Annotated in this window: 16 protein-coding genes and 2 pseudogenes; 10 read left to right on the forward strand and 8 right to left on the reverse strand. The window is 57.6% G+C overall.

Annotated features, from left to right (window positions below; translation table 11 throughout):
- Window positions 1-401: 401 nt before the first annotated feature.
- The 3 genes from MHY08_RS10435 to MHY08_RS10445 are packed head-to-tail and all read right to left on the reverse strand — an operon-like array spanning window position 402 to window position 3,000.
- Window positions 402-1,628 (reverse strand): hypothetical protein, encoded by a 1,227-nt coding sequence (locus tag MHY08_RS10435; RefSeq protein ID WP_239236600.1) that lies wholly within the window; start codon window positions 1,626-1,628, stop codon window positions 402-404.
- Between the two features lie 59 nt (window positions 1,629-1,687).
- Entirely contained in the window at window positions 1,688-2,170 is a 483-nt protein-coding gene (locus tag MHY08_RS10440; RefSeq protein WP_239236601.1) for a hypothetical protein, read from the reverse strand.
- The gene (locus MHY08_RS10445) at window positions 2,167-3,000 is read right to left on the reverse strand and encodes a hypothetical protein (RefSeq protein ID WP_239236603.1); all 834 of its coding nucleotides are present in this window, start codon (window positions 2,998-3,000) and stop codon (window positions 2,167-2,169) included. The genes MHY08_RS10440 and MHY08_RS10445 overlap by 4 nt, the downstream gene beginning before the upstream one ends.
- Window positions 3,001-4,105: 1,105 nt before the next feature.
- Here MHY08_RS10445 and MHY08_RS10450 point away from each other — a divergent pair.
- Entirely contained in the window at window positions 4,106-4,585 is a 480-nt protein-coding gene (locus MHY08_RS10450; RefSeq protein WP_239236605.1) for a Panacea domain-containing protein, read from the forward strand.
- On the forward strand, window positions 4,582-4,959 hold the full coding sequence (locus tag MHY08_RS10455; protein WP_239236606.1) for a hypothetical protein: 378 nt from the start codon (window positions 4,582-4,584) through the stop codon (window positions 4,957-4,959). The genes MHY08_RS10450 and MHY08_RS10455 overlap by 4 nt, the downstream gene beginning before the upstream one ends.
- 184 nt (window positions 4,960-5,143) lie before the next feature.
- Here the strand turns inward: MHY08_RS10455 and MHY08_RS10460 are convergent, their stop codons facing one another.
- Entirely contained in the window at window positions 5,144-5,854 is a 711-nt protein-coding gene (locus MHY08_RS10460; RefSeq protein ID WP_239236607.1) for an ASCH domain-containing protein, read from the reverse strand.
- Between the two features lie 110 nt (window positions 5,855-5,964).
- Here MHY08_RS10460 and MHY08_RS10465 point away from each other — a divergent pair, with 110 nt between their 5' ends.
- Window positions 5,965-6,675 (forward strand): IS6 family transposase, encoded by a 711-nt coding sequence (locus tag MHY08_RS10465; protein WP_239236608.1) that lies wholly within the window; start codon window positions 5,965-5,967, stop codon window positions 6,673-6,675.
- A 139-nt stretch (window positions 6,676-6,814) separates the two neighbouring features.
- Here the strand turns inward: MHY08_RS10465 and MHY08_RS10470 are convergent, their stop codons facing one another.
- Both MHY08_RS10470 and MHY08_RS10475 read right to left on the reverse strand, forming a co-directional pair.
- Window positions 6,815-8,296 carry a multicopper oxidase family protein gene (locus MHY08_RS10470; RefSeq protein WP_239236609.1) on the reverse strand — a complete coding sequence of 494 codons (1,482 nt, stop codon included), beginning with the start codon at window positions 8,294-8,296 and terminating at the stop codon, window positions 6,815-6,817.
- A 71-nt stretch (window positions 8,297-8,367) separates the two neighbouring features.
- Window positions 8,368-8,943 carry a CueP family metal-binding protein gene (locus tag MHY08_RS10475; RefSeq protein WP_239236612.1) on the reverse strand — a complete coding sequence of 192 codons (576 nt, stop codon included), beginning with the start codon at window positions 8,941-8,943 and terminating at the stop codon, window positions 8,368-8,370.
- A gap of 404 nt (window positions 8,944-9,347) precedes the next feature.
- Between MHY08_RS10475 and MHY08_RS10480 the strand changes: the two genes are divergently transcribed.
- The 6 genes and pseudogenes from MHY08_RS10480 to MHY08_RS10505 form a co-directional block, all read left to right on the forward strand.
- A complete protein-coding gene (locus MHY08_RS10480) occupies window positions 9,348-10,070 on the forward strand; it encodes a response regulator transcription factor (protein WP_239236614.1) in 723 nt (240 codons plus the stop codon).
- Window positions 10,067-11,194: a cell wall metabolism sensor histidine kinase WalK gene (locus MHY08_RS10485; RefSeq protein ID WP_239236616.1), complete on the forward strand. Its 1,128-nt coding sequence runs from the start codon at window positions 10,067-10,069 to the stop codon at window positions 11,192-11,194. Before MHY08_RS10480 ends, MHY08_RS10485 begins: the two co-directional genes overlap by 4 nt.
- Window positions 11,195-11,307: 113 nt before the next feature.
- Window positions 11,308-11,634 carry a heavy-metal-associated domain-containing protein gene (locus tag MHY08_RS10490; protein WP_239236617.1) on the forward strand — a complete coding sequence of 109 codons (327 nt, stop codon included), beginning with the start codon at window positions 11,308-11,310 and terminating at the stop codon, window positions 11,632-11,634.
- Between the two features lie 51 nt (window positions 11,635-11,685).
- The gene (locus MHY08_RS10495) at window positions 11,686-13,920 is read left to right on the forward strand and encodes a copper-translocating P-type ATPase (protein WP_239236618.1); all 2,235 of its coding nucleotides are present in this window, start codon (window positions 11,686-11,688) and stop codon (window positions 13,918-13,920) included.
- A gap of 47 nt (window positions 13,921-13,967) precedes the next feature.
- Window positions 13,968-14,582: a YdhK family protein gene (locus MHY08_RS10500; protein ID WP_049151221.1), complete on the forward strand. Its 615-nt coding sequence runs from the start codon at window positions 13,968-13,970 to the stop codon at window positions 14,580-14,582.
- 227 nt (window positions 14,583-14,809) lie between these two features.
- Window positions 14,810-14,971, forward strand: a pseudogene (locus MHY08_RS10505) (DDE-type integrase/transposase/recombinase); the annotation flags it as partial.
- Window positions 14,972-15,439: 468 nt separating this feature from the next.
- Here MHY08_RS10505 and MHY08_RS10510 read toward each other — a convergent pair.
- A complete protein-coding gene (locus tag MHY08_RS10510; RefSeq protein WP_239236619.1) occupies window positions 15,440-16,303 on the reverse strand; it encodes an abortive infection family protein in 864 nt (287 codons plus the stop codon).
- A gap of 414 nt (window positions 16,304-16,717) precedes the next feature.
- On the opposite strand from MHY08_RS10510, the pseudogene MHY08_RS10515 reads away from it, so the two are divergent.
- Window positions 16,718-17,951 (forward strand): annotated as a pseudogene (locus MHY08_RS10515) (IS3 family transposase).
- Window positions 17,952-18,328: 377 nt separating this feature from the next.
- Here the strand turns inward: MHY08_RS10515 and MHY08_RS10520 are convergent.
- A complete protein-coding gene (locus MHY08_RS10520; RefSeq protein WP_239236620.1) occupies window positions 18,329-20,050 on the reverse strand; it encodes a DUF4241 domain-containing protein in 1,722 nt (573 codons plus the stop codon).
- Window positions 20,051-20,282: the final 232 nt, after the last annotated feature.

Here is a 20,282-nt window from a genome sequence, read left to right on the forward strand (position 1 = left end):
TTGCGGCTTCACGCCGGTACTCCGGCGTGTATTTCTTGCGCTGTTGACTCACAATGAACATCCTCTCCTACGGACACAAGATCCGCACAAATAGGGTGTCCACTACTCGAGGGTAACCTCAAGACACCATAGGAACGATGTCTCGAGACTTCACAATGGTGTGCTCTTCTCGTTCGCAGATAGATCGGGGAAATCAAGCAGCCGCTCCTATGCTTAATTTGCGAAATTCCCGCACATTTTCCCGCAGTTTGAAGACTCCACAGTTTGCCGTCTCCGCCCCTTCAAACGCCCTCCGGACGGACGAACGACCCCTAGACTTCTTCCACCAAAAATATAAAGCACCCGTCGGACAAAACCAATACGGGTGCTAGAACTTTTATTCGATTATATTTCCCAACACTTTAGGTTCTTGGCGGGATCTTCACGAGCGTTCGACCAATGTCTTCCGCAATTAGCCGCATACGTTTTTCAGTCGAGTTTGGAATAACCTTTTGCCGCGAATAGCTCTCCTGAATCGCCAGGTTTGTGGCGGCAATCCACAACCCGATCGTTATCCCCAGCATGGGCTCTCGTCGCACACCGCGTTTCAGGTTTTCCATTCCTGTCACATAGGTGGACTTCATGATGGAAAAACGCTGCTCAGTGACGGATCGTGCAGCCTCGTAATATATGGCATGTTCCCACGACCCTGGTATCAAGCCCCATTGCGCGCGCTTCCATTGCTCTTCGCTGTACTCATGCGCATAGCTGGACTGGGCGCAGCATTTGTATCGATCCGCCGTCCAATTGGGCGATATTTGCGGAGCCGTGGGGGATGCAATTTGAAAGCTGCCAGGCTTAAGTGGGCATCGGACCCGCCCCTGGACTGCTGGACACACGAGATCAATTCGCACGGGAACAGTTTCTTCATTCTGGCTCTTCGAAGGGCGCCCTCTGCGAGAAGACCTCCTGTATGGCCGCGAGTTTGTACCCATAAGCAGGGGAAAGAGCTTTTCAATTCGGGCATCATGACGCTCGAAGCTATCATCATTCGATTCCAGTAAAGCTTGAGTCTTTTGCACAAGCTTCCCGTCTCCCATATACGCGCGCGCAGCTGGACAATAAAAATCTCCCGAAATCTGCATTGCTCCAGGTGGGCGCAGATCCGAAATCGCAGCATCCGAAGCTACAACCGTTCGCCACATCGTCGGGTAGCGAACTACTGGGGCATATCCGGCTGAAAGGAGCAGGTCGTTGAAAGACTTCTTCACGTTGTACCCCATATCCACTGTGAGCAACGGGAGTCGACCCCGGCGGGTTCGTCGATGGAGGCCGTTCTGCTGGTGGAACCGGATGGCCCGCTCCAATTCTTCCACCGAGCCCGAGCTGGGTTTTCCTATCGATACCGCCGTAATCACAGGTGCCACGCCATACACGTCTCCAGGAGCACCAATCCGGCTAATCGCCGTCACGCCAATTCCTACTCCACCTTTGATTACGCGACGGCTACCAATTTCCCTGTGTAGCGAATGATCTTCACGGTCTCTGATGTAATAGGCCCCGGAGTAAGCAGCACCACGCCGTTTCTCGTCACGGCTACCCAAGCCTTGCGACTGTCCGGCGAGGTCAATGATCGTCTCATCCGCCACAATGTCACCCCGATACGCGTCCGGGGCCATATCATGGATCGAGGCTGCGACCAGTGCGTTTACAACTTGGTGCAGCCGCTCGGATGCGATGTGACTCTGCTCTTGCTGTTCGAATGTCCGAGAGGCCATTGCTTTTCGATGCTCGCTGTTTTTACTCTTCGAGCCGGGATGTCCGGGAGCGAGTCGAGTGGTGCCAGTTTTCTAGTGAGCCACATGGCGAAGCCTGTGTAGGAGTTTTCTTCCTGTGTGCCGTGCAATTCAACACCAAGGCGCTGCTGGAGCTCTTCGTCGAGCTCCCATATGCGCCGATAGATTTCAGCCATGCTCGGTGCCCGACATGTTCCAATAAGCGCGAGGCCTATCACCAGCACGGCCAGCAGCGAGTACTGTGTGCCTGAACGAGGTCGCCCTCCTGTCCGTCGGTCCTGGCACCAAAATTCTTCAATCATGTTGTGGGCGTTTGAGCGCTCGATGATGTTCGCGCACTCCTCGATGTATTCGGTCGCGAATCGGTCACGAGAACGGGTAATTGCAATCGTCATGACAATTCTCCCGAGAGGTTGTAAAGGGTGCGAGCAAAGTCGGCTGGGCGGTAGTCAGGTAGAGCCTCCTGTATGTCATGCAGTACGCGAAGGTCTGCGATTCCAGTCATTGCTAGGAGCATTGCAGCTGGAACTCCGGGATGGGTGGCCAATTCAGCCACCCATCGATTGCGCAGCGCTGCCGTATTAAATCCCCGAAAACCTCGTTCGACCAGTTCTTCTGAGACATGGCACACCGCATTGCGAGGCATTTTGTCTCCAAAGCACGGAAAAACGTAGCTGTCACCCGCCTCGCGAGCACGGTCAAGGATTCGCTGACCACGCACTGGGCAGACAATCGGAACAACGCGGCTGATGGCACCTTTCTTTCTAATCGAAATCGCGACGACAGTGTGGAGGTCATCTACCGATAGCGGCTTGACATCTGTGCCTCTAAGCCGACGAATTTCAGCTGACGACAGTCCGGCGCCGGTTACAAGATCGAGAATCGTGAGTAGTTGTTTTCTCAGTAGCTCAGGAAGTTGGGGCGCAATAGCATACAGCTCTGACGCCGTGGCTATTGAAGCAGGTTGTACGGCTTTTCGACGAGGGCCAAGAGATCGCTGCGGCTCTGGAAATTGGTTTGGGTACAACACCCGTCCCGCGGCATATAAGAAAGTTCGGTAGGTGCGCTGGGCACGGATACTGAAAAGATCGTCACGATAGAGCCATTGGTCGACTGAGGAGCGGATTAGTGCCCGCTCCTCATCGACTTCTCCGTGGATAAGCCCTTCGTCGTAGAGATAACGTGCCAAGATCCGGGTCGCCTTTGCATCGACGATTTCATCCATCTCACGAGTATGGGATTGGACGAGGGCGGCGCGTTGAATCGCGCTTGTCCTCAAAGGGCCGGCTGGGCGTTGAATTCCCACCTGCGAAAGCCGTTCCAAGCGGGCAGGGTCAGGTACCGTTCGACGGGTTAGTCGCCGAATTCTATCAGGGACTGCTGCCAGCGGAGTCATGAAAGCCTCAGCCGAACCGTCGGGTACATCGGTGTTTTCGACCGGTAGAGCAGCTGCAAGTGCACTGAATCTTCCCATTACAGGTCACCGCCGTGCACTCGCGGAGTGGTGCTATTGCGTTTGTTCAATGGGCATGACAAGATGAACTCATCTCCTTTTCTTGGAAAGAGAAATTGATTATAAATTCCCTGTGAGTCCGGCAAGACTCACGTGGGACACAAGCGAGGCTGATTCGGCAAAATCAGACCTCGTTTTTTCGTTTTCGGATTTGTCCGATAATTGCTATTAGGTCGTCATTCCCCCTTTTGCCTCATGCGCAACTTCTGTTTCGCCGTCGAGAACATCAAGTTCTCTCAGCCACCGCGTCATAATTCGCGACATTGAGCAGCCGATCTCTGCCGACTCAGAAGCCAGGCGTTGAACGATTGGTGCAGGGAGCATTAGCTCGACCCGAACCGATTCGCTCGCGGAAACTACACGCGTTTTTCTCCGGCCGAAATGTGGGGGCGGAATTTTCATAAACGAGCTCCTCTACACCATCCAAAATGATCGAAAAATCATCACCGGTTTCCCGGCAGCAGCAAATATGACGCTGCACACGCGACGGTGGTTGGACCCGTAATGGGGTGGTTAGTCCCAGGCTCGCTTCGTGTAAAAGTCAGTGTGTCCCATAGCTCCAAGCTGACTAAACTTTGAAGCCATTACAGAGAATACCGGCTGGAACCGGCATCTGCATAGAAAACGGATTAAAAAAATTACAACAAGGTGTTTTCCCAGGAAGGATGAAGCGTTTCCTCGGATTCGTGGCGCAACATGTTTGAGATTGCTAATTGGTGAATTAGTGTAAACCCTTTGGGGGTACCCTCGAACGGCGCGGTGAGTACCGCGCGGGGGCGCGCGTTACTATAGTTCGTGGTAAAAGGAGGTGGAACCAATGGCGTATGCACCAACACTGGTTGCTAACAACGTTCTTAACCGCGCTTTTGCCGAAAAGTGCAGGATAAGCCCAATGAAACTGCAAAAGATTCTATATTTTACGGCGGCCGAGTATCAAAAGAACACTGGCAAATCTCTATTTAGTGAACGGTTTGAAACTTGGCAGTACGGCCCTGTGTTGCGCAGCGTGTACAGCGAGTTTCGCCCGTTCAGCCGTGACTACATCACCCGTTTTGCCAAGGACGCGGAAAACAAGTCTCGCATGATTGACGAGAGGGCCGACTCTGCATTACAGCAGGCGCTTAATAGTGTTTGGGCGGCCACAAAGGAATGCTCGGCCGTTTACCTATCGCGCATTACGCACATGGAAAACTCGGCATGGGATAAGTCTTTTCAGAGCGAACACCCATTTCTTTCGTCCGACAACATCGCCGCGGATGACACCTACCGTCACGAACTCGGCCTAACTACAGCATGAGCGACCATCAAGAATCGGTTGAAGCCCAAAAGGATGGGCAACCTCCGAAGAAACCAGTTGACCCGTCTGCCTTTTATGAGGGACAGGAGGATGGCCCCCTCTTTGCCCCCAAGGACTTCACGACCTCCACAACGTCTAAAGAAATGACGAAAAACCAATATCATTTTTGGCGTTCTAGCCAGGGCATGATTCTGGTCTTTACATGCGTGAGCTTGATATTTGTACTCTCGCTAGTAAGCGTTTTTCCATGGGCGCAAAAAAGTGAAGTAATCCCTATGGCAATTGACACCCTCAAGTTGATAACTACAACCGTCGTGGGATTCGTATTCGGTTCGCATACCTTTGGTAGTGACAAGGACAACGACAACAAATAGACATAGAACACCGCCCCGGTACTCGCACAATGAGCACCGGGGCGGTGAGGCCTTGTCCATAGAGTTGGCTACCCAACTACACCCAAGCGCCACAATCTGCACCGTTCGCCATGGATTGCCCCAGCCTTTTGCTGTAGTTTCTACTGCTTCTACAGAAAGCAAACACGCTTTGAGCTCGTTCGAGTTACTGGAGCTTGAACCCTACGACGTCTACTTCGTCATCGGCAGCTAATCCGGGATAGTGAGTATCTAGCGCTTCCTGAAGCTCGGAAAGAGAGCCAAAACCGTCATTTCGAGCTTGCTTTTCCGACAATTCACTTCGCCGGGTAGAGACAACGGACGTAACCTGTGCCGGAATAGTGACGACCTCTCCGGATTCTTTCTCGAAGACAATTTGGGCACTTCCTTCATGGAAGGGATCATCTACCCGGATGGTTTGTTGCTTTTCTCCGCTACGAATTGATTCCTCGTAGCCTTCCCACATGTAGATGCGCTGCTCTTGTTCCATATTTCGCCAGTTGAATGCGAATGGCAAGAGTTCTTCTACGGTAGGTGCTTCAAGTCCATTGCTTCCGCGCACGATGCACCGAATGGACGGATCAACATCAAAAAGCACCTGGCGGCATTTACCGCAAGGAGGAATAACTTGACCAGTAGGTCCGTATACGGCGACTACTGCTTGGATTGGGTCCTCTGGATAACTAGCAGCATGGTTGGCTAAAGCCGAGATCTCCCCGCAAGGACCACCGAGGAAATGGTGCGCGTTCAAACCGAGTACGTGTTTCCCTGATTTGGTAAGGAGCGCTGCGGCTACAGTGTGGTCTTCTCCGTCTTGAAAACGCTGTGCATGGGTAGTTGCTTTGGCCAGTAAATTTCGAAGTTCGTTAATAATCACTCTTTAAGGGTAATAAATGCTAACGCGCTTGATCTATACGAAGACAGAGATCGGAAGGTGCTGTTGCAAAGTTGGGGCAGTAGGAAGAGCGACGTGAAATAATCACAGCCATGGGCATCTTCTCCGGTCGTCATTTCCCCCGTGAAATCATCCTGTGGGCGGTCCGGTGGTACTGCCGCTACGGGCTCAGCTACCGCGATCTGGAAGAAATGATGACCGAACGCGGCGTACCGGTCGATCACACCACCATCTACCGCTGGGTCCAGAAATATGCTCCTGAGCTGGACAAGCAGACCCGGTGGTACCGACAAGTCCCGGATTGGCAGGCCCGATCCTGGCGGGTGGACGAGACCTATATCCGGGTCGGCGGCAGGTGGTGCTATCTCTATCGGGCCATCACCGCGGGCGGGCATACCCTGGATTTTTACCTGTCCCCAAAGCGTAACGTCGCCGCAGCGAAGCGTTTCCTGGCCAAGACCCTGAGGTCGAACACGATAACCGGGTTCCCGCGGGTGATCAACACCGATAAAGCACCCTCCCTGGCCAGGGCAATCGCCGGGGTGAAGTCAGAGGGAGTCTGCCCGCCAACAGTGGAACACCGGCAGGTGAAATACCTCAACAACATCCTGGAAGGCGACCATGGTCGGCTGAAGCGGATCCTCGGGCCGAAAGGCGCGTTTAAGAACCGGACATCTGCATATCGGACGTTGAAAGGGATGGAGGCGATGCACTCATTACGGAAAGGCCAGGGCGCGATGTTTGCCTACGGGCACCCGAACCCGGACGCGGTGATCGTCAACCGGGTGTTCGAGGCTGCCTGAGAACGCCGACCCGCAGCGAGCATCAGAGGATGAAAACTGGGTCGTCACGGCTCTCCGCCTGAAGTTTGCAACAGCACCCTGCCCGGTAGGTGGTCTGCAGCGACTCTGCCCACCTCGGCACTCAACCCTGCTGTGGGGGTTACTCGTAGCGAAGCGAGCTGACCATCCCGGTTTCCATGTGATAGGCGTTATGGCAGTGAAATGCCCACTCCCCGGGGTTGTCAGCGATCAAGTCGGCGATCATGGTTTCACCGTGGCGGAGAAGGACGGTGTCCTTGCGTAGTCCGCCGCTGCCGGGCAGCGCCCACGTGTGGCCGTGGATGTGCATGGGATGGGGCATCATGGTCCTGTTGCGCATGACCATCCGCAGGCGCTGGCCCTCCTGCACGGTCGCGGAGGAGGATTGGCCGTCGGTGAGAATGCGCCATTCATACGGCATCATCTGCCCGCCCAGGTCGATGCTGACTTCTCGGTCTGGTGTGCCCTCGGGCAGGAGTGCACGGTCTGCTGGCTTCAGGGAGGACAGAAGCAGTCCGGTGGACGACAACTCGGGGAAGTCGACATCGGGGTGGGGGGCCTGGCCGCCGGCGGTGCGGATGACGGCGAAGCCGCGGTCGTCCTTACCCACCGCCAAAGCCGTGAGCGGGAAGATGCCGTCGCCGAGGATGACCTCGACGTCGACACGCTCGCCCATCGACAGGTAGATCGATTCGGTCTCCCAGGGCTGGACAGGGAAGCCGTCGGTGTGGGTGACGGTCATGCGGTGACCACCGAGGGCCACCTTGAAGATGGTGTCACCGCCGGAGTTGATAAACCGCAGGCGGGCCTTGTCGCCCGGGCGAGCCTCGAAGGTCCGGTGAGCACGGGGGATACGTCCGTTGATGAGGTAGTGCGGATACATCACATCGCCGGCATCCCCGCCCAGTACCCGGTCCGGGGTGCCGTGCATCATATGGCCGTGACCTCCCATCCCCTTCTTCCCGTTATGGTCGCCCGAACCCATTCCGGTGAGCTTGTCGAGCTCATCGTCGGGAGTGCCCTGAATGCCATCGACCCAGTCGTCGAGCACGATGGTCCACTCGACGTCCTGGTCCTCAGCGTCTTGCGGGTCGCGGATGATCAGTGGGGCGTGGAGGCCACGATCAAGCTGCAGGCCGGTGTGGGAATGGTAGAAGTAGGTGCCACCGTGGGGGACTTCAAAAACATAGGAGAAAGACTCGCCAGGTTCAATGGGCTCCTGGGTCATGCCGGGCACACCGTCGGCTGCGTTGTGGAGTGCGATGCCATGCCAGTGGATGGAGGTGCTCTCAGGCAGTTCATTGGTGATATCGACCTGGAGGACGTCGCCGGCGGTGGCCTCAATGGCCGCATCCCCGGTGTCAGAGACGTATCCCCACGTCTTGGCTTCGATGCCGCCGATATCCAGAGAGAGGGGCCGGGCGGTTAGTGTCCGGCGCACCGTCGGCTCACCGAGCGCATTGGGGGTGGGAGTGGGGCGAAGGGAGGAACCTGGTGCCGAGGCAGCGGGTCCAGGGTCGCTGGTGCAGGCGGCCACGGCCCCGGTGCCGGCGAGGACGAGCCCGCCGAGCAGAAACTGTCGTCGGGAAAATCCATTTATCATGATTTAACCTTCCTTGGTGTTAGATTTCAGTAATACGGGAGACACGCGCAGGTGAGGACCCTGCTGAGCCATCACGTCAGGTGCAGGTCTGTGACACAGGTGGCACCGTCGTCGGCGGTGGAAAACTCCGTGGTGCCGGTACGCCCCTGGTAGCTGATCTCAATCAGGCCAGTGACATCATCGGGAAGCCAGAAGCCAATAAACCCGTTGTCGAAGGTGGTTGTCGCCTCGTCCACCAGCACCTCACCGGTCGCCTCATCGGTGATCGTGACCTGGATATCCTCATTGTCGAGTTCCCCCCGGCAGGTCGTGAGGCTGTGGTAGAAGCAGTCGTGGGTGGAGGTGAGATAGGGTGCGATCGAGACATACGTCTGATTGTCGGGAAGATCGACCACGACTTCCTGGCCATCGCTCGAGAGCAGCAGTTCATCGGCACGCACGGAGGCGATCAGATCCGTGGGACGCTCAGTGACCTTCTGCCGGTCAAGGTGATCAATGATCTCCACTGCGTCCATGGCGGCCAGGCCATGGGTAGTCAGGAATGTATCCTGGGACACCGTCCCGTCAGCGGTGGGTTCCGGGTCGGTGGCCGAACACCCCGTGAGGGCGAGGGCAAGGGCGGCGGCTGCGATCGCTGCTCGGTTCACGTCAATCTCCTTGGATCGTGGTAAGACGGTGAGAAGACACCGCCTCAAGGTCAATGCCATACTTTTATCTAGCACGGGTGCCTGACGGCCCAGAAATAAAAAACCCTGCTCACAGCCTTATAACAGGGCAAAAAAGGGGGTGACTCCGGTGGGCTGGGTCACCACCGGGACACCACCCCACAGCCGTGGGCGATGTCCTTCTACCCGCCCCGGGTATGCGGTGCAGGCAGTGAAATCCCTGGTGGCGCCTGTTGAGCTGACCAGGGGAGGCGATGCCGCCGACCCGGGGTGGGGCACAGGGGTGACGGCGGTCGAAGGGTGATGTTTGAAGATTTGATGAAGATTTCCCGCCGGGCACTGAGCGAGGGTGGTATTCCCCCCTGGCCGGAGCGATACTAGGGCCTATGGCTGACCGCACACCGACCACCGCCACGCCCCCGGGGCGGGTGCTGGTCGTCGATGATGAACAACCCCTAGCTCAGATGGTGGCTTCTTACCTCATCCGGGCCGGCTTCGATACCCGCCAGGCGCACACCGGCACCCAGGCCGTGGACGAGGCCCGTCGCTTTTCCCCCGATGTTGTGGTGCTGGATCTGGGACTGCCCGAACTCGACGGCCTGGAGGTGTGCCGACGGATCCGCACCTTCTCGGACTGCTACATCCTCATGCTCACCGCGCGTGGCAGCGAGGACGACAAGATCAGCGGTTTGACCTTGGGGGCGGATGACTACATCACCAAACCTTTTAGCATCCGGGAACTGGTGACCCGGGTGCATGCGGTGCTGCGCCGCCCGCGCACCAGCACCACCCCACCGCAGGTGACCACTCCCTTGATCGTTGGTGACCTCATCCTTGACCCCGTCGCCCATCAGGTGCGGGTGGGGGAGACGACCGTGGAGCTCACCCGCACGGAGTTCGAGCTGCTGGTTGCCCTGGCCCTGCGCCCCGGCCAGGTGCTGACCCGCCACGACCTGGTCTCCGAGGTCTGGGACACCACCTGGGTCGGTGATGAACGCATCGTCGATGTCCACATCGGCAACTTGCGTCGCAAGCTCGGCACCGACACCCGGGGCCGGGGGTTTATCGACACCGTGCGTGGCGTGGGCTACCGGGTGGGGCAGCCATGAATCACGGACCCGGCCTGACCTTCCGCTTCCTGGCCGCCCAGGTGTTGGTGGTGGTGATTAGCCTGCTGGTGGCCGCGGCCGTGGCCACGATGGTGGGTCCGATCCTGTTCCATGAACATATGTTGATGACCGGCCGGGAGGACCCCTCGCTGGAGCTGTTCCATGCCGAGCAGGCCTACCGGGGCGCCAACCTGATCACCTTGGCCGTCGCCCTGCCCACTGCCTTGATCAGCGCCCTGCTGGCCAGCCTGTGGTTATCGCGTCGTCTGCGCACCCCCCTGCAGGATCTCACCCGCGCCGCTACCAGCCTGACGGCCGGCAACTACCGTATCCGCGTGCCCGCCGGAGAAGCAGGCCCCGAGGTCACCACCCTGGCGCATGCCTTCAACACCATGGCCGACCGGCTGGAACACACCGAACAAGTCCGCCGCCAGATGCTCTCTGATCTGGCCCACGAAATGGGTACCCCCTTATCGGTGCTCACGGTCTACCTCGATGGTCTCCAGGACGGGGTCGTGGACTGGAATAATGCCACCCACACGATCATGGCTGACCAGCTCACCCGCCTGACCCGGTTGATGGAAGACATCGACGATGTCTCCCGGGCCCAGGAACACCGGATCGATTTGGACCTGGCGGAGGAAGGGCTCGGGGATCTGCTCCATACCGCCGCTGCTGCCGCGGGGGAAGCTTATGCTGACAAAGGCGTCGATTTACAGGTCGAAACCATTACGGACACCATCCGGGTGCTCGTGGACGGGCAACGCTTCGGCCAGGTGATGAGCAATCTCCTGTCGAACGCGCTACGGCACACCCCGGCCGGCGGGCAGGTCCGGATCAGCGTCCATCGACAGGGGGCGTCGACCGCGCTCATCCACGTCGCCGATGACGGCGAGGGCATCCCACCTGACCAGCTCGGACACATCTTCGAACGCTTCTACCGGGGGGATGCCGCCCGCAGCCGGGACGACGGCGGGGCCGGTATCGGTCTGACCATTTCCAAGGCATTGATCGAGGCCCACGGCGGCACTCTTACCGCCACCTCCCCCGGACTCGGTCGCGGAGCGGTGTTTGCCCTCCGCCTCCCGCTGTCCCCTCCCGACAGTGAGGAGGCTGCTCGGTGACCACACCCTGCCCCGCGTGAGGACCGTGCCCTCCACCCATTGAAATATACCCCCGGGGGGTATACGCTAGAGAGTGGCATCGCCGCATCCCACCGACCCGTAGGAGCTTTCCCATGATCACCTCCCCGCCCCGCCTCTTGCCGATGGCCTCCCACGGCTGCAGCTGTTGCGGACCTGCCTCACGTGCCGACGCCGCCTCCATCCCTGCCGCCAGCGACTCGTCAGCAGGAGGGTCCTCCCCTAGCTACCAGGTCACCGGCCTGACCTGCGGGCACTGCGCGAAAAGCGTGACCCAGGCCCTTCAGGCCCTCCCCCGGGTCGACGACGTCCGGATTGATCTCGCTGCTGGTGGTGTTTCCACCGTCACGGTCACCGGTGTCGTACCTCCGGAGATGGTTCGCCGGGCCATCGAGGAGGCCGGCTACACCGTCTTATCCTGATCAGTTTTCCCCATCATCTCGACCCCGACCGGGTTGAGCGAAAGGAACGTCATGAGCACTCCCCATCATTCCGGCGATCACCATGGTGATCACCCCGCTCCGGAAACAGACCACACTCACCACCCGGATCCTGCCAGCCACGAACACCACGCGGCTGCCGACACCCACGGCAAGGCGATGCCCCACGATCACCCGCACTCCGCCCTGGACGAAGACCACCACGTTCATGGTCACGGCGAACACGCCGGACACAGCACCGCAATGTTTCGGGACCGCTTCTGGTGGTCGCTGATTCTGTCCATTCCCGTCGTTATTTTCAGCCCGATGGTCGCCCACCTGCTCGGCTACCACCTCCCGGCATTCCCTGGTTCCACCTGGATCCCCCCGGTGCTGGGCACGATCATCTTCGTCTACGGCGGAATGCCTTTCCTCAAGGGCGGATGGAAAGAACTGAAATCCCGCCAACCCGGGATGATGCTCCTGATCGCCATGGCCATCACCGTGGCGTTTGTAGCCTCCTGGGTCACCACTCTGGGGCTGGGCGGTTTTGACCTGGACTTCTGGTGGGAGCTGGCCCTGCTGGTGACCATCATGCTGCTGGGCCACTGGCTGGAGATGCGTGCTCTCGGGGCCGCGTCCTCCGCGCTTGACGCGCTGGCTGCCCTGCTGCCGGATGAGGCCGAGAAAGTCATCGACGGGACCACTCGCACCGTGGCCATCTCCGAGCTGGTCGTCGACGACGTCGTGCTGGTGAGGGCCGGTGCCCGGGTGCCGGCCGACGGAACCATCCTCGACGGAGCCGCCGAATTCGATGAGGCGATGATCACCGGCGAATCCCGTCCCGTCTTCCGCGACACCGGTGACAAGGTGGTCGCCGGTACCGTGGCCACCGACAACACCGTCCGCATCCGGGTGGAGGCTACCGGCGGGGACACCGCCCTGGCCGGGATCCAACGCATGGTTGCCGACGCCCAGGAGTCCTCCTCCCGGGCCCAGGCCCTGGCGGATCGGGCGGCGGCGTTGTTGTTCTGGTTCGCGCTAATCTCCGCTCTGATCACCGCGGTGGTGTGGACCATCATCGGCAGCCCGGACGATGCCGTGGTGCGCACGGTCACGGTGCTGGTCATCGCCTGTCCGCACGCCCTGGGCCTGGCGATTCCTCTGGTCATTGCGATCTCCAGCGAGCGAGCCGCGAAATCCGGGGTGCTCATCAAGGACCGGATGGCGCTCGAGCGGATGCGCACCATCGACGTGGTGCTCTTCGACAAAACCGGCACCCTGACCGAGGGTGCGCACGCGGTCACCGGTGTCGCCCCGGTGCCCGGTACTTCGGAAGGGCACCTGCTGGCCCTGGCCGCCGCCGCCGAGGCCGATAGTGAACACCCCGTGGCCCGCGCCATCGTGGCTGCCGCGGCCGCACACCCGGAGGCCTCACGCCGCCCACTGCGCGCAACCGGTTTCACCGCCGCCTCCGGCCGCGGGATCCGGGCCACTGTCGATGGCGCTGAAATCCTCGTGGGTGGGCCGAACATGCTGCGCGAGTTCAACCTCACCACCCCGGCCGAGCTCACCGACACCACCAGCGCCTGGACCGGGCGTGGGGCCGGCGTGCTCCATATTGTCCGCGACGGTCAGATCATCGGTGCCGTGGCCGTCGAGGACAAGATCCGCCCCGAATCCCGCGCCGCCGTGAAAGCCCTGCAGGACCGCGGGGTGAAGGTCGCGATGATCACCGGCGACGCGCAGCAGGTGGCCCAGGCAGTGGGCAAGGACCTGGGGATCGATGAGGTCTTCGCCGAGGTCCTGCCCCAGGACAAAGACACCAAGGTCACCCAGTTACAGAAGCGTGGCCTGAGCGTGGCCATGGTCGGTGACGGTGTCAATGACGCCCCCGCTCTGACCCGCGCGGAGGTCGGTATCGCCATCGGTGCCGGCACGGATGTGGCCATGGAATCTGCCGGGGTGGTCCTAGCCAGTGATGACCCGCGGGCAGTGCTGTCGATGATCGAGCTGTCCCAAGCCAGCTACCGCAAGATGATCCAGAACCTGATCTGGGCCTCTGGCTACAACATCCTCGCCGTGCCGCTGGCCGCCGGAGTGCTCGCCTCGATCGGGTTCGTGCTGTCCCCGGCCGTGGGCGCGATCTTGATGTCTGCCTCGACCATCGTGGTGGCCCTGAACGCCCAGCTGTTGCGCCGCATTGATCTGGATCCGGCTCATCTGGCTCCGACCGAGTCGAAGGAGGAACACAGTGGGTCGATATCCCCCGTAACCGTTACTGACTGACCTTGTCCCTCGACCCCTAACTCACACCACCTTTGAAAGGAACGCTCATGAAACGCAGCATTACCCTCGCCGCCTTGGTACTGACCTCCACCCTGGCGCTGACCGCCTGCAGCGACGCCACCGACAACTCCGACGATGCCGACACCACCAGCACCACGACGGCAACCGCAGAGACCAACGAGACCCACCAGGAAGACACCACCACTGCCGACGAAGAGCACGGCGGGCACGACCACCCTGCCGACGGCGGGGCACCGCCGGCAGGCATTGAAGAGGCCGAGGATCCCACGTACCCGGTGGGCACCGAGGTCATCCTCACCGCTGACCACATGCCCGGCATGGACGGGGCCACAGCCACCATTTCCGGGGCGTTTGACACCACGACCTATTCGGTCAGCTACACCCCCACCGAGGGTGGGGCCCCGGTTACCGACCACCGCTGGGTCGTCCATGAGGAGCTCGTCGATCCGGGTCAGGCCCCCCTGCCCGACGGGGCGAGCGTTGTCCTGGATGCCGAGCACATGTCCGGCATGAAGGGTGCTGAGGCCACCATCGATTACTCCACCGAGGAGACGGTCTACATGGTTGATCTCACCGTCGACGGGATGACGATGACCAACCACAAGTGGGTCACCGAGAGCGAGATCCAACCCGCCGAATAGTCCACCCACCCTGAACCGCGAGACCAGACAAGGCACCCGCTCCAGAGTCGGTCAACAATCGCTACCGACCATGCCGCAGCACACCAGCCACACACGGAACCTGCATGCCCACAGGGCCCACGCTGAGGTAGACCTTCTGTGTCACTGCTTCTCTTAGTCAGGGGAAATATGCCCTGGAATGACCCTCGTGACAGGAGTTCATTCCAGGGCTTTGTCTCTGCCCACCGGCCAGTTCCTGGCGGGTGGATGAGACCTATATCCGGGTCGGCGGCAGGTGGTGCTATCTCTATCGGGCGATCACCGCCGGTGGTCAGCCCCTGGACTTTTACCTCTCTCCGAAGCGGAACGTGGCCGCAGCGAAGCGTTTCCTGGCCAAGGCCGTCAGATCAAGACAACAATCAAGATGACTTATTGACACCATCGAAAACAAAAGTTCGAAAGCCGAGAGCGGGAGTTAGGATGTAAATCCCCACACTTGCAATCCTCGACCGCTCAAGTTCAGAAAAACAAAGAAACCGGAGGTCACAAACCCTTTCGAGTTTGTGACCTCCGGTGTAGCAGTTTGTTGAACTGCTCATGGTGTGATGTTCACGATGGCTGCTCAACACAGCTTTTCAAAAAGCGCCTCCCGACCTGTGGATATGAAATCTCCCGAGAATTAATTCCGCTACTAAGGCGCTTCAATCGGCCGCAAATTAGGCCGCAGAATCGCCGCTAAACCATTTGCTTCCTTTATCTAGCACATGCTGTGGACATGAAAAAGCTCGCCCAGCAGGACCAGACGAGCATTAGAACATTTGTTTTATAAAATCTCCCAGAGGTTTATCGGTCGACATTCCGCAACTGGATTGACAGTCTTATCCTTCCGGCTCCTCGGAACGCCAAGGTGCGGTTTCAGAACTGTAAGTTGTAAGCACCATGTCACACCACAGACGAGCAGCATTCACTGCAAGCTCTGCATGCCGCTGCTCTAGCCCCGACCGTAAACTCCCTGGTCCGTGCCCGGTTCCATAGCTGTTACGCAGTTCTACAAGGCCCAAAGCAACATTGCTAGCACCATTGAGTATCTGCCTTACAGCTTGAAGTCTGTCTGGTCCCAGCTTTTGATTTCCATCCCGCAACCCGACGGAACTCTGTGCCTTTCTGAGCAAAGGTCTCATTTCTAATTTCGGATCGAATTCAACATTTCGCTCCTTCAGGATTAGCTTTGCGGTCGTTTCAATCAGCTCTTTCGCTTGCCCGATAACCGATTCCGGATCAGAATCACGCAGTGCCCGAGACAGTCGATCTAAGTGAACATAGATCTGACCCGGATCACTGATTCCTTTCAAGTCGTCTGGCGAAATCTCAAGACTCGGCGGCAGTTGAATCAGCCACTTGTCCGAAACTTCGAGACCTGCCGCCTCAATTTTTCGCGTGAGCTTTCCAAATTCCCTGTCACGATTAGCCGAGTATTCTTCTGGCCAACCTTCCCAAACCTCCAGCAAGGTCTCTTGGAACACCCTTAGGGCACGTTCGACTTGCGCATGAGATGTCCAATCAACTTGGCGAATATAAGCTTCACACAAGGACACCCGCTCCCCCGCGATTGGTTCTACCGAAGAAGGCTCAGGAAATCCCTCTGATTCCCACATGCTCCGAATATCACGAAGCACAATGCCACTTGTCATATCGCGTACAACAACGCGAATACCCGCAGGCACAAGCTCTTTTGATCCCATCTCACATCCGCCGATTATCCACGTCCAGTTATCTCTATCTTACCCCGCAGTCTTTGCTCTAAAATACAACTTCCGTCTCCATCAACTTCGACTTGCGAACCACTGAAACCGTATATCTTTGGCTCGCAAACACCGCGGACAGAATCAGCGATATGTAGCATCTTCATGCACACAATCAAGTCCGAGGCGGGACCTTGGCAAGGTCCCGGCCGGTGTCTTCACACACCATGCGGAGTCGTCGCGTCATGGAGTCTTGACCTGCAGTTTTCCGCTCAAATTGCTCTTGGATCGCGAGGTTCGTCGAGGCCACCCATAAGGCAAGAGTGATGTAGAGCATCGGCTCACGCCGGACGCCTCTTTTAAATGAAGTGCCCCAGGTTTTGTTCCGTTTGAGTGGATGGGAAAATCTGGAATATGCCAAGAAAATTTGACCAGGATGCAAAGGACCGTGTGGTCCGTCTTGTAGAGGACCGCATCTTGGCGGAAAATATGTCGATGCAAGCCGCGTGCCAGGCAGTAGCTCCAAAGTTGGGGGTTCATGGCACACGGCTCGTCAATGGACCCAGCAGGCCCGTCGTGCGGGAAACATCCCAGAACCTGTGCCTGAAGACTTGGCCGCGGAAAACGCGAGGCTACGCCGTGAAAATCAAGAGTTACGCGACACTAATGAGCTGCTGAAGGCGGCCTCAGCTTTTTCCGCGTCAGAACTCGACCCAAAACGTCGGAAATGATCCGGTTCATTGATAAATACCGGAATCGTTTCTCTGTCGAGTTCATCTGTAAGACGTTGAAGAATAACCGAGTCGGTGGGTTCATCACCTCACGTGGTTATCGCCAGTCCAAGGCCCGTGGGTTAAGTGCTCGTCGCCTTCGCGATGCTGTGCTGGTTGAACGCATTAGTTCTATTCATCGGGATAATTACGGTGTCTACGGTGTGCGGAAGATGTGGCATGCTCTTCACCGTGACGGAATTGATATCGGTCGTGAACAAACTGCCCGTTTAATGCGCTTGGCCGGTGTTTCTGGCAAAGGCAAAGGCGGATCACCTATCACAACCCGAAAAGCTCACGTTCCTGATCTGCGCCCAGACTTGGTGGAACGTGAATTCAAAGCCCAGAGCCCGAATAAGCTGTGGGTGGCTGACATTACGTATGTGCGCACGAAAAAAGGCTTTGTGTATGCCGCGTTTGTCACTGACGTTTTCTCCCGGCGGATCGTTGGGTGGGCGTTATCAGATTCCATGCGGACCGAAGCACTGCCGCTGCAAGCTCTCAATCAGGCGATCGTGTGTGCTGAGGAAACAACAGGTCTCATTCACCATTCAGATCATGGCTCGCAGTACGTCAGCGTTGTCTACAACGAGCGCCTTGCCCAGCACGGGATTGCCGCTTCTACTGGGACAGTTGGCGACTCCTATGACAATGCTCTGGCTGAAAACGTTAACGGCTCCTACAAGAACGAGCTGATCCATACTCGCAGATGGAATGACGTTGTCGAGGTAGAAATCGCGACGTTCGAGTGGGTGTCATGGTGGAACGAGACGAGGCTTCACCAAAGCTTGGGATACCGAACCCCAGTCGAAGTGGAAACCGAATTTTGGAAGCAGAACCCGCCGCAAGTAAAAATAGAAATCAAGGCAAATGCCTAGGAACAAAACTCGGGGCACTTCACTTAACCCTTGACGGAACTTTATGTAATTACAAAAACACTGTTCCACCCTCTGTCGTAGAAGCGATTAGAGTTGCGCGGGCAAACGGGCACGTCATCACCCTCTGAACCGGTATTTACGCTACCGCTGCTGCCGCTAGTGCGGAGGCGCTCGGCGTCTCCACGGTGTCCGACCACATCTTTAAGGGATCAGACACCGCCCCCAAGCAGCGTGAGGCTGCTTTCACTGAAATGATGGAACTGGTGCCGCCGTTGGCAGCCAGCTAAAGCCATCAGTTTGACGCGCGGGCCGCGCATCGGACGTCCCCCCTACGCCTTCATCCGCACCATTCAGTGTGAGTAGGGCAGGGGGCTATTTTATTCTTGAGGAGCTGGCGGCAAGAGACTGTAGAGCCACATCAGGAGAGCGATGCCAAACCCCGCCGCTCCCAGAAGAGGTACAAACGGCGAAACCCCGGCACTTATGAACTGGATGACTACCGAAATGCCCGATAGAACTAGGTCTCGATAAGAATGAGGCAACGCCCTGCGCGCTTGTTTCAGAATTGCTGAAGCATCGCCGCCAAGAGCCTTTTGAGCTCTTCTGATACGGAGAAGTGCAAATAAGGCTAGTAAAAGAACCAGCCCCACAAAAATGACCCACACATATCCGTGCACTATGGAAAAAGGGACGACGGCGATGAAGCCGAGAAGAGCCAGCCCTCCTGCACGGGGAGAAAGATTGATGTAACCGCTGTGGGCGATATACCAATTCGCCGCGTCGTCCGCCTGTATACCGTTCAGCGGGCCGACTGTAGCGCGCAAAATATCAGCCGCTTTGGAGGGGAGTTCCGCAGAAGCACCCGTTCCTGCCATTATGAAAAACAGCAACGGAAGAAGTAGGCAAGAGAGCGTGATAGCTAAACCGACCGTTGGCGGGGTCCACGCCAAGTCCCCCAAAACTGAAAGATAATTCACCGCAGCCAAAAGCACTCCCCCGCCCAAGAGAACCCATACCTGAGCGTAAGTAGTACGAGGAAGACCACTCCACAGGAACGTACTCAAGCAAAAAATTACTCCGGATATTCCGTAGAGAAGATAAGCAATCAATGGGTGTGTTTCTAATTGCATGCCTGCCATAAGTATCAATCCTGCGCAGGCAAAGGGAACGGCAAAGACTGAGGATTCATCCCCGCGCTTTCGGTCCCTTCTTATCACTGCTACCACCGGCAATCCCAGAGCCGCAACAAGCCACGGTATCCACGAAACTTCTAGCCCCCGCGAATGCATCCACACCCTCGCAAAAGCACACGCCAACATGAGAAACAGCATGGAATACCCTACCGAGGCAAAGACCCGATTTTCCTCAAACCCGGAAGCTGAAACCGATAGTTGCCCTGTCTCACCCGGATGATGTGCCGATGGAGAGAGCGCTTCTTGCTGGACAGTTGGTTCTGAATCGGGATTATCGGTGATAACCTCAAAATCGATATGTAATGCCAGTACATTTCCAGCTTCATCGAGGGCTTTATAAACGGGGTATGCGCCGTCGCCCCACCCCGATTCAGAAATAATGATGTTTTCACCGGGCGAAAGATTCCAGCTCATACCCAACGGGGGTGCATGGTCAACGCATTCGGTCCACTCCTCGCTTAAGCGCTGACTTTCCTCGGCAGGCAGAGCACCCAAGCGACGTACCGCCTCCTGCGAGAGAAAGCTAACTGTTCCCGCATCTACGCCTACGCATGCTGGTGAGCTATCAAGAGTATGCGCTCGTTCTAGGACGGCGGTACGCTCCTTCACGTCCTTCACCGAAGTAAATACCATACTTAGAGAACTCACACGGCAGTGATTGGTGGAAGATCCAGGCTCGACGTTGGCAATCGTGTTGTACACCTGATACTTGCCGGAAAGCGCCGCTATGAGCTGGGGTTGAAAAAGCGTAGAGGGATCAACGCATGCTACAATAGAATCCGCCAGCTCCACCTCACCCAGGTGGTGAACTGTCAGTTCGGCTGATCTGCCGTCGTATTGCCTCGCTTGACCTTGATCGAGGGGGTGAAAGTATGGGGGGGTAGATTCCTGCCTGGTCTCAGGCACAGTCAGCACTCCTTATATTTTGTACGGATGGGGGTCATATTTATCTTAAGATTCTGAAGGCATACCGTCCCAACGAACGCTGTAACAATAGCCGCAAATGCGAGATTTCGAGACTAATAACTTTTCCGGATTTTAAGAAAAATTTGAACACTCAGCCTGTCAAAACATTCTTTTGACTAGGGGTTATGTATTCTGAGGCTTATTCATATGGAGGGTGTCAGTCCGTTTGTGT

It is taken from the genome of Corynebacterium sp. ACRPJ (assembly GCF_022347345.1).
GTDB classification, from domain to species: domain Bacteria; phylum Actinomycetota; class Actinomycetes; order Mycobacteriales; family Mycobacteriaceae; genus Corynebacterium; species Corynebacterium tuberculostearicum_D.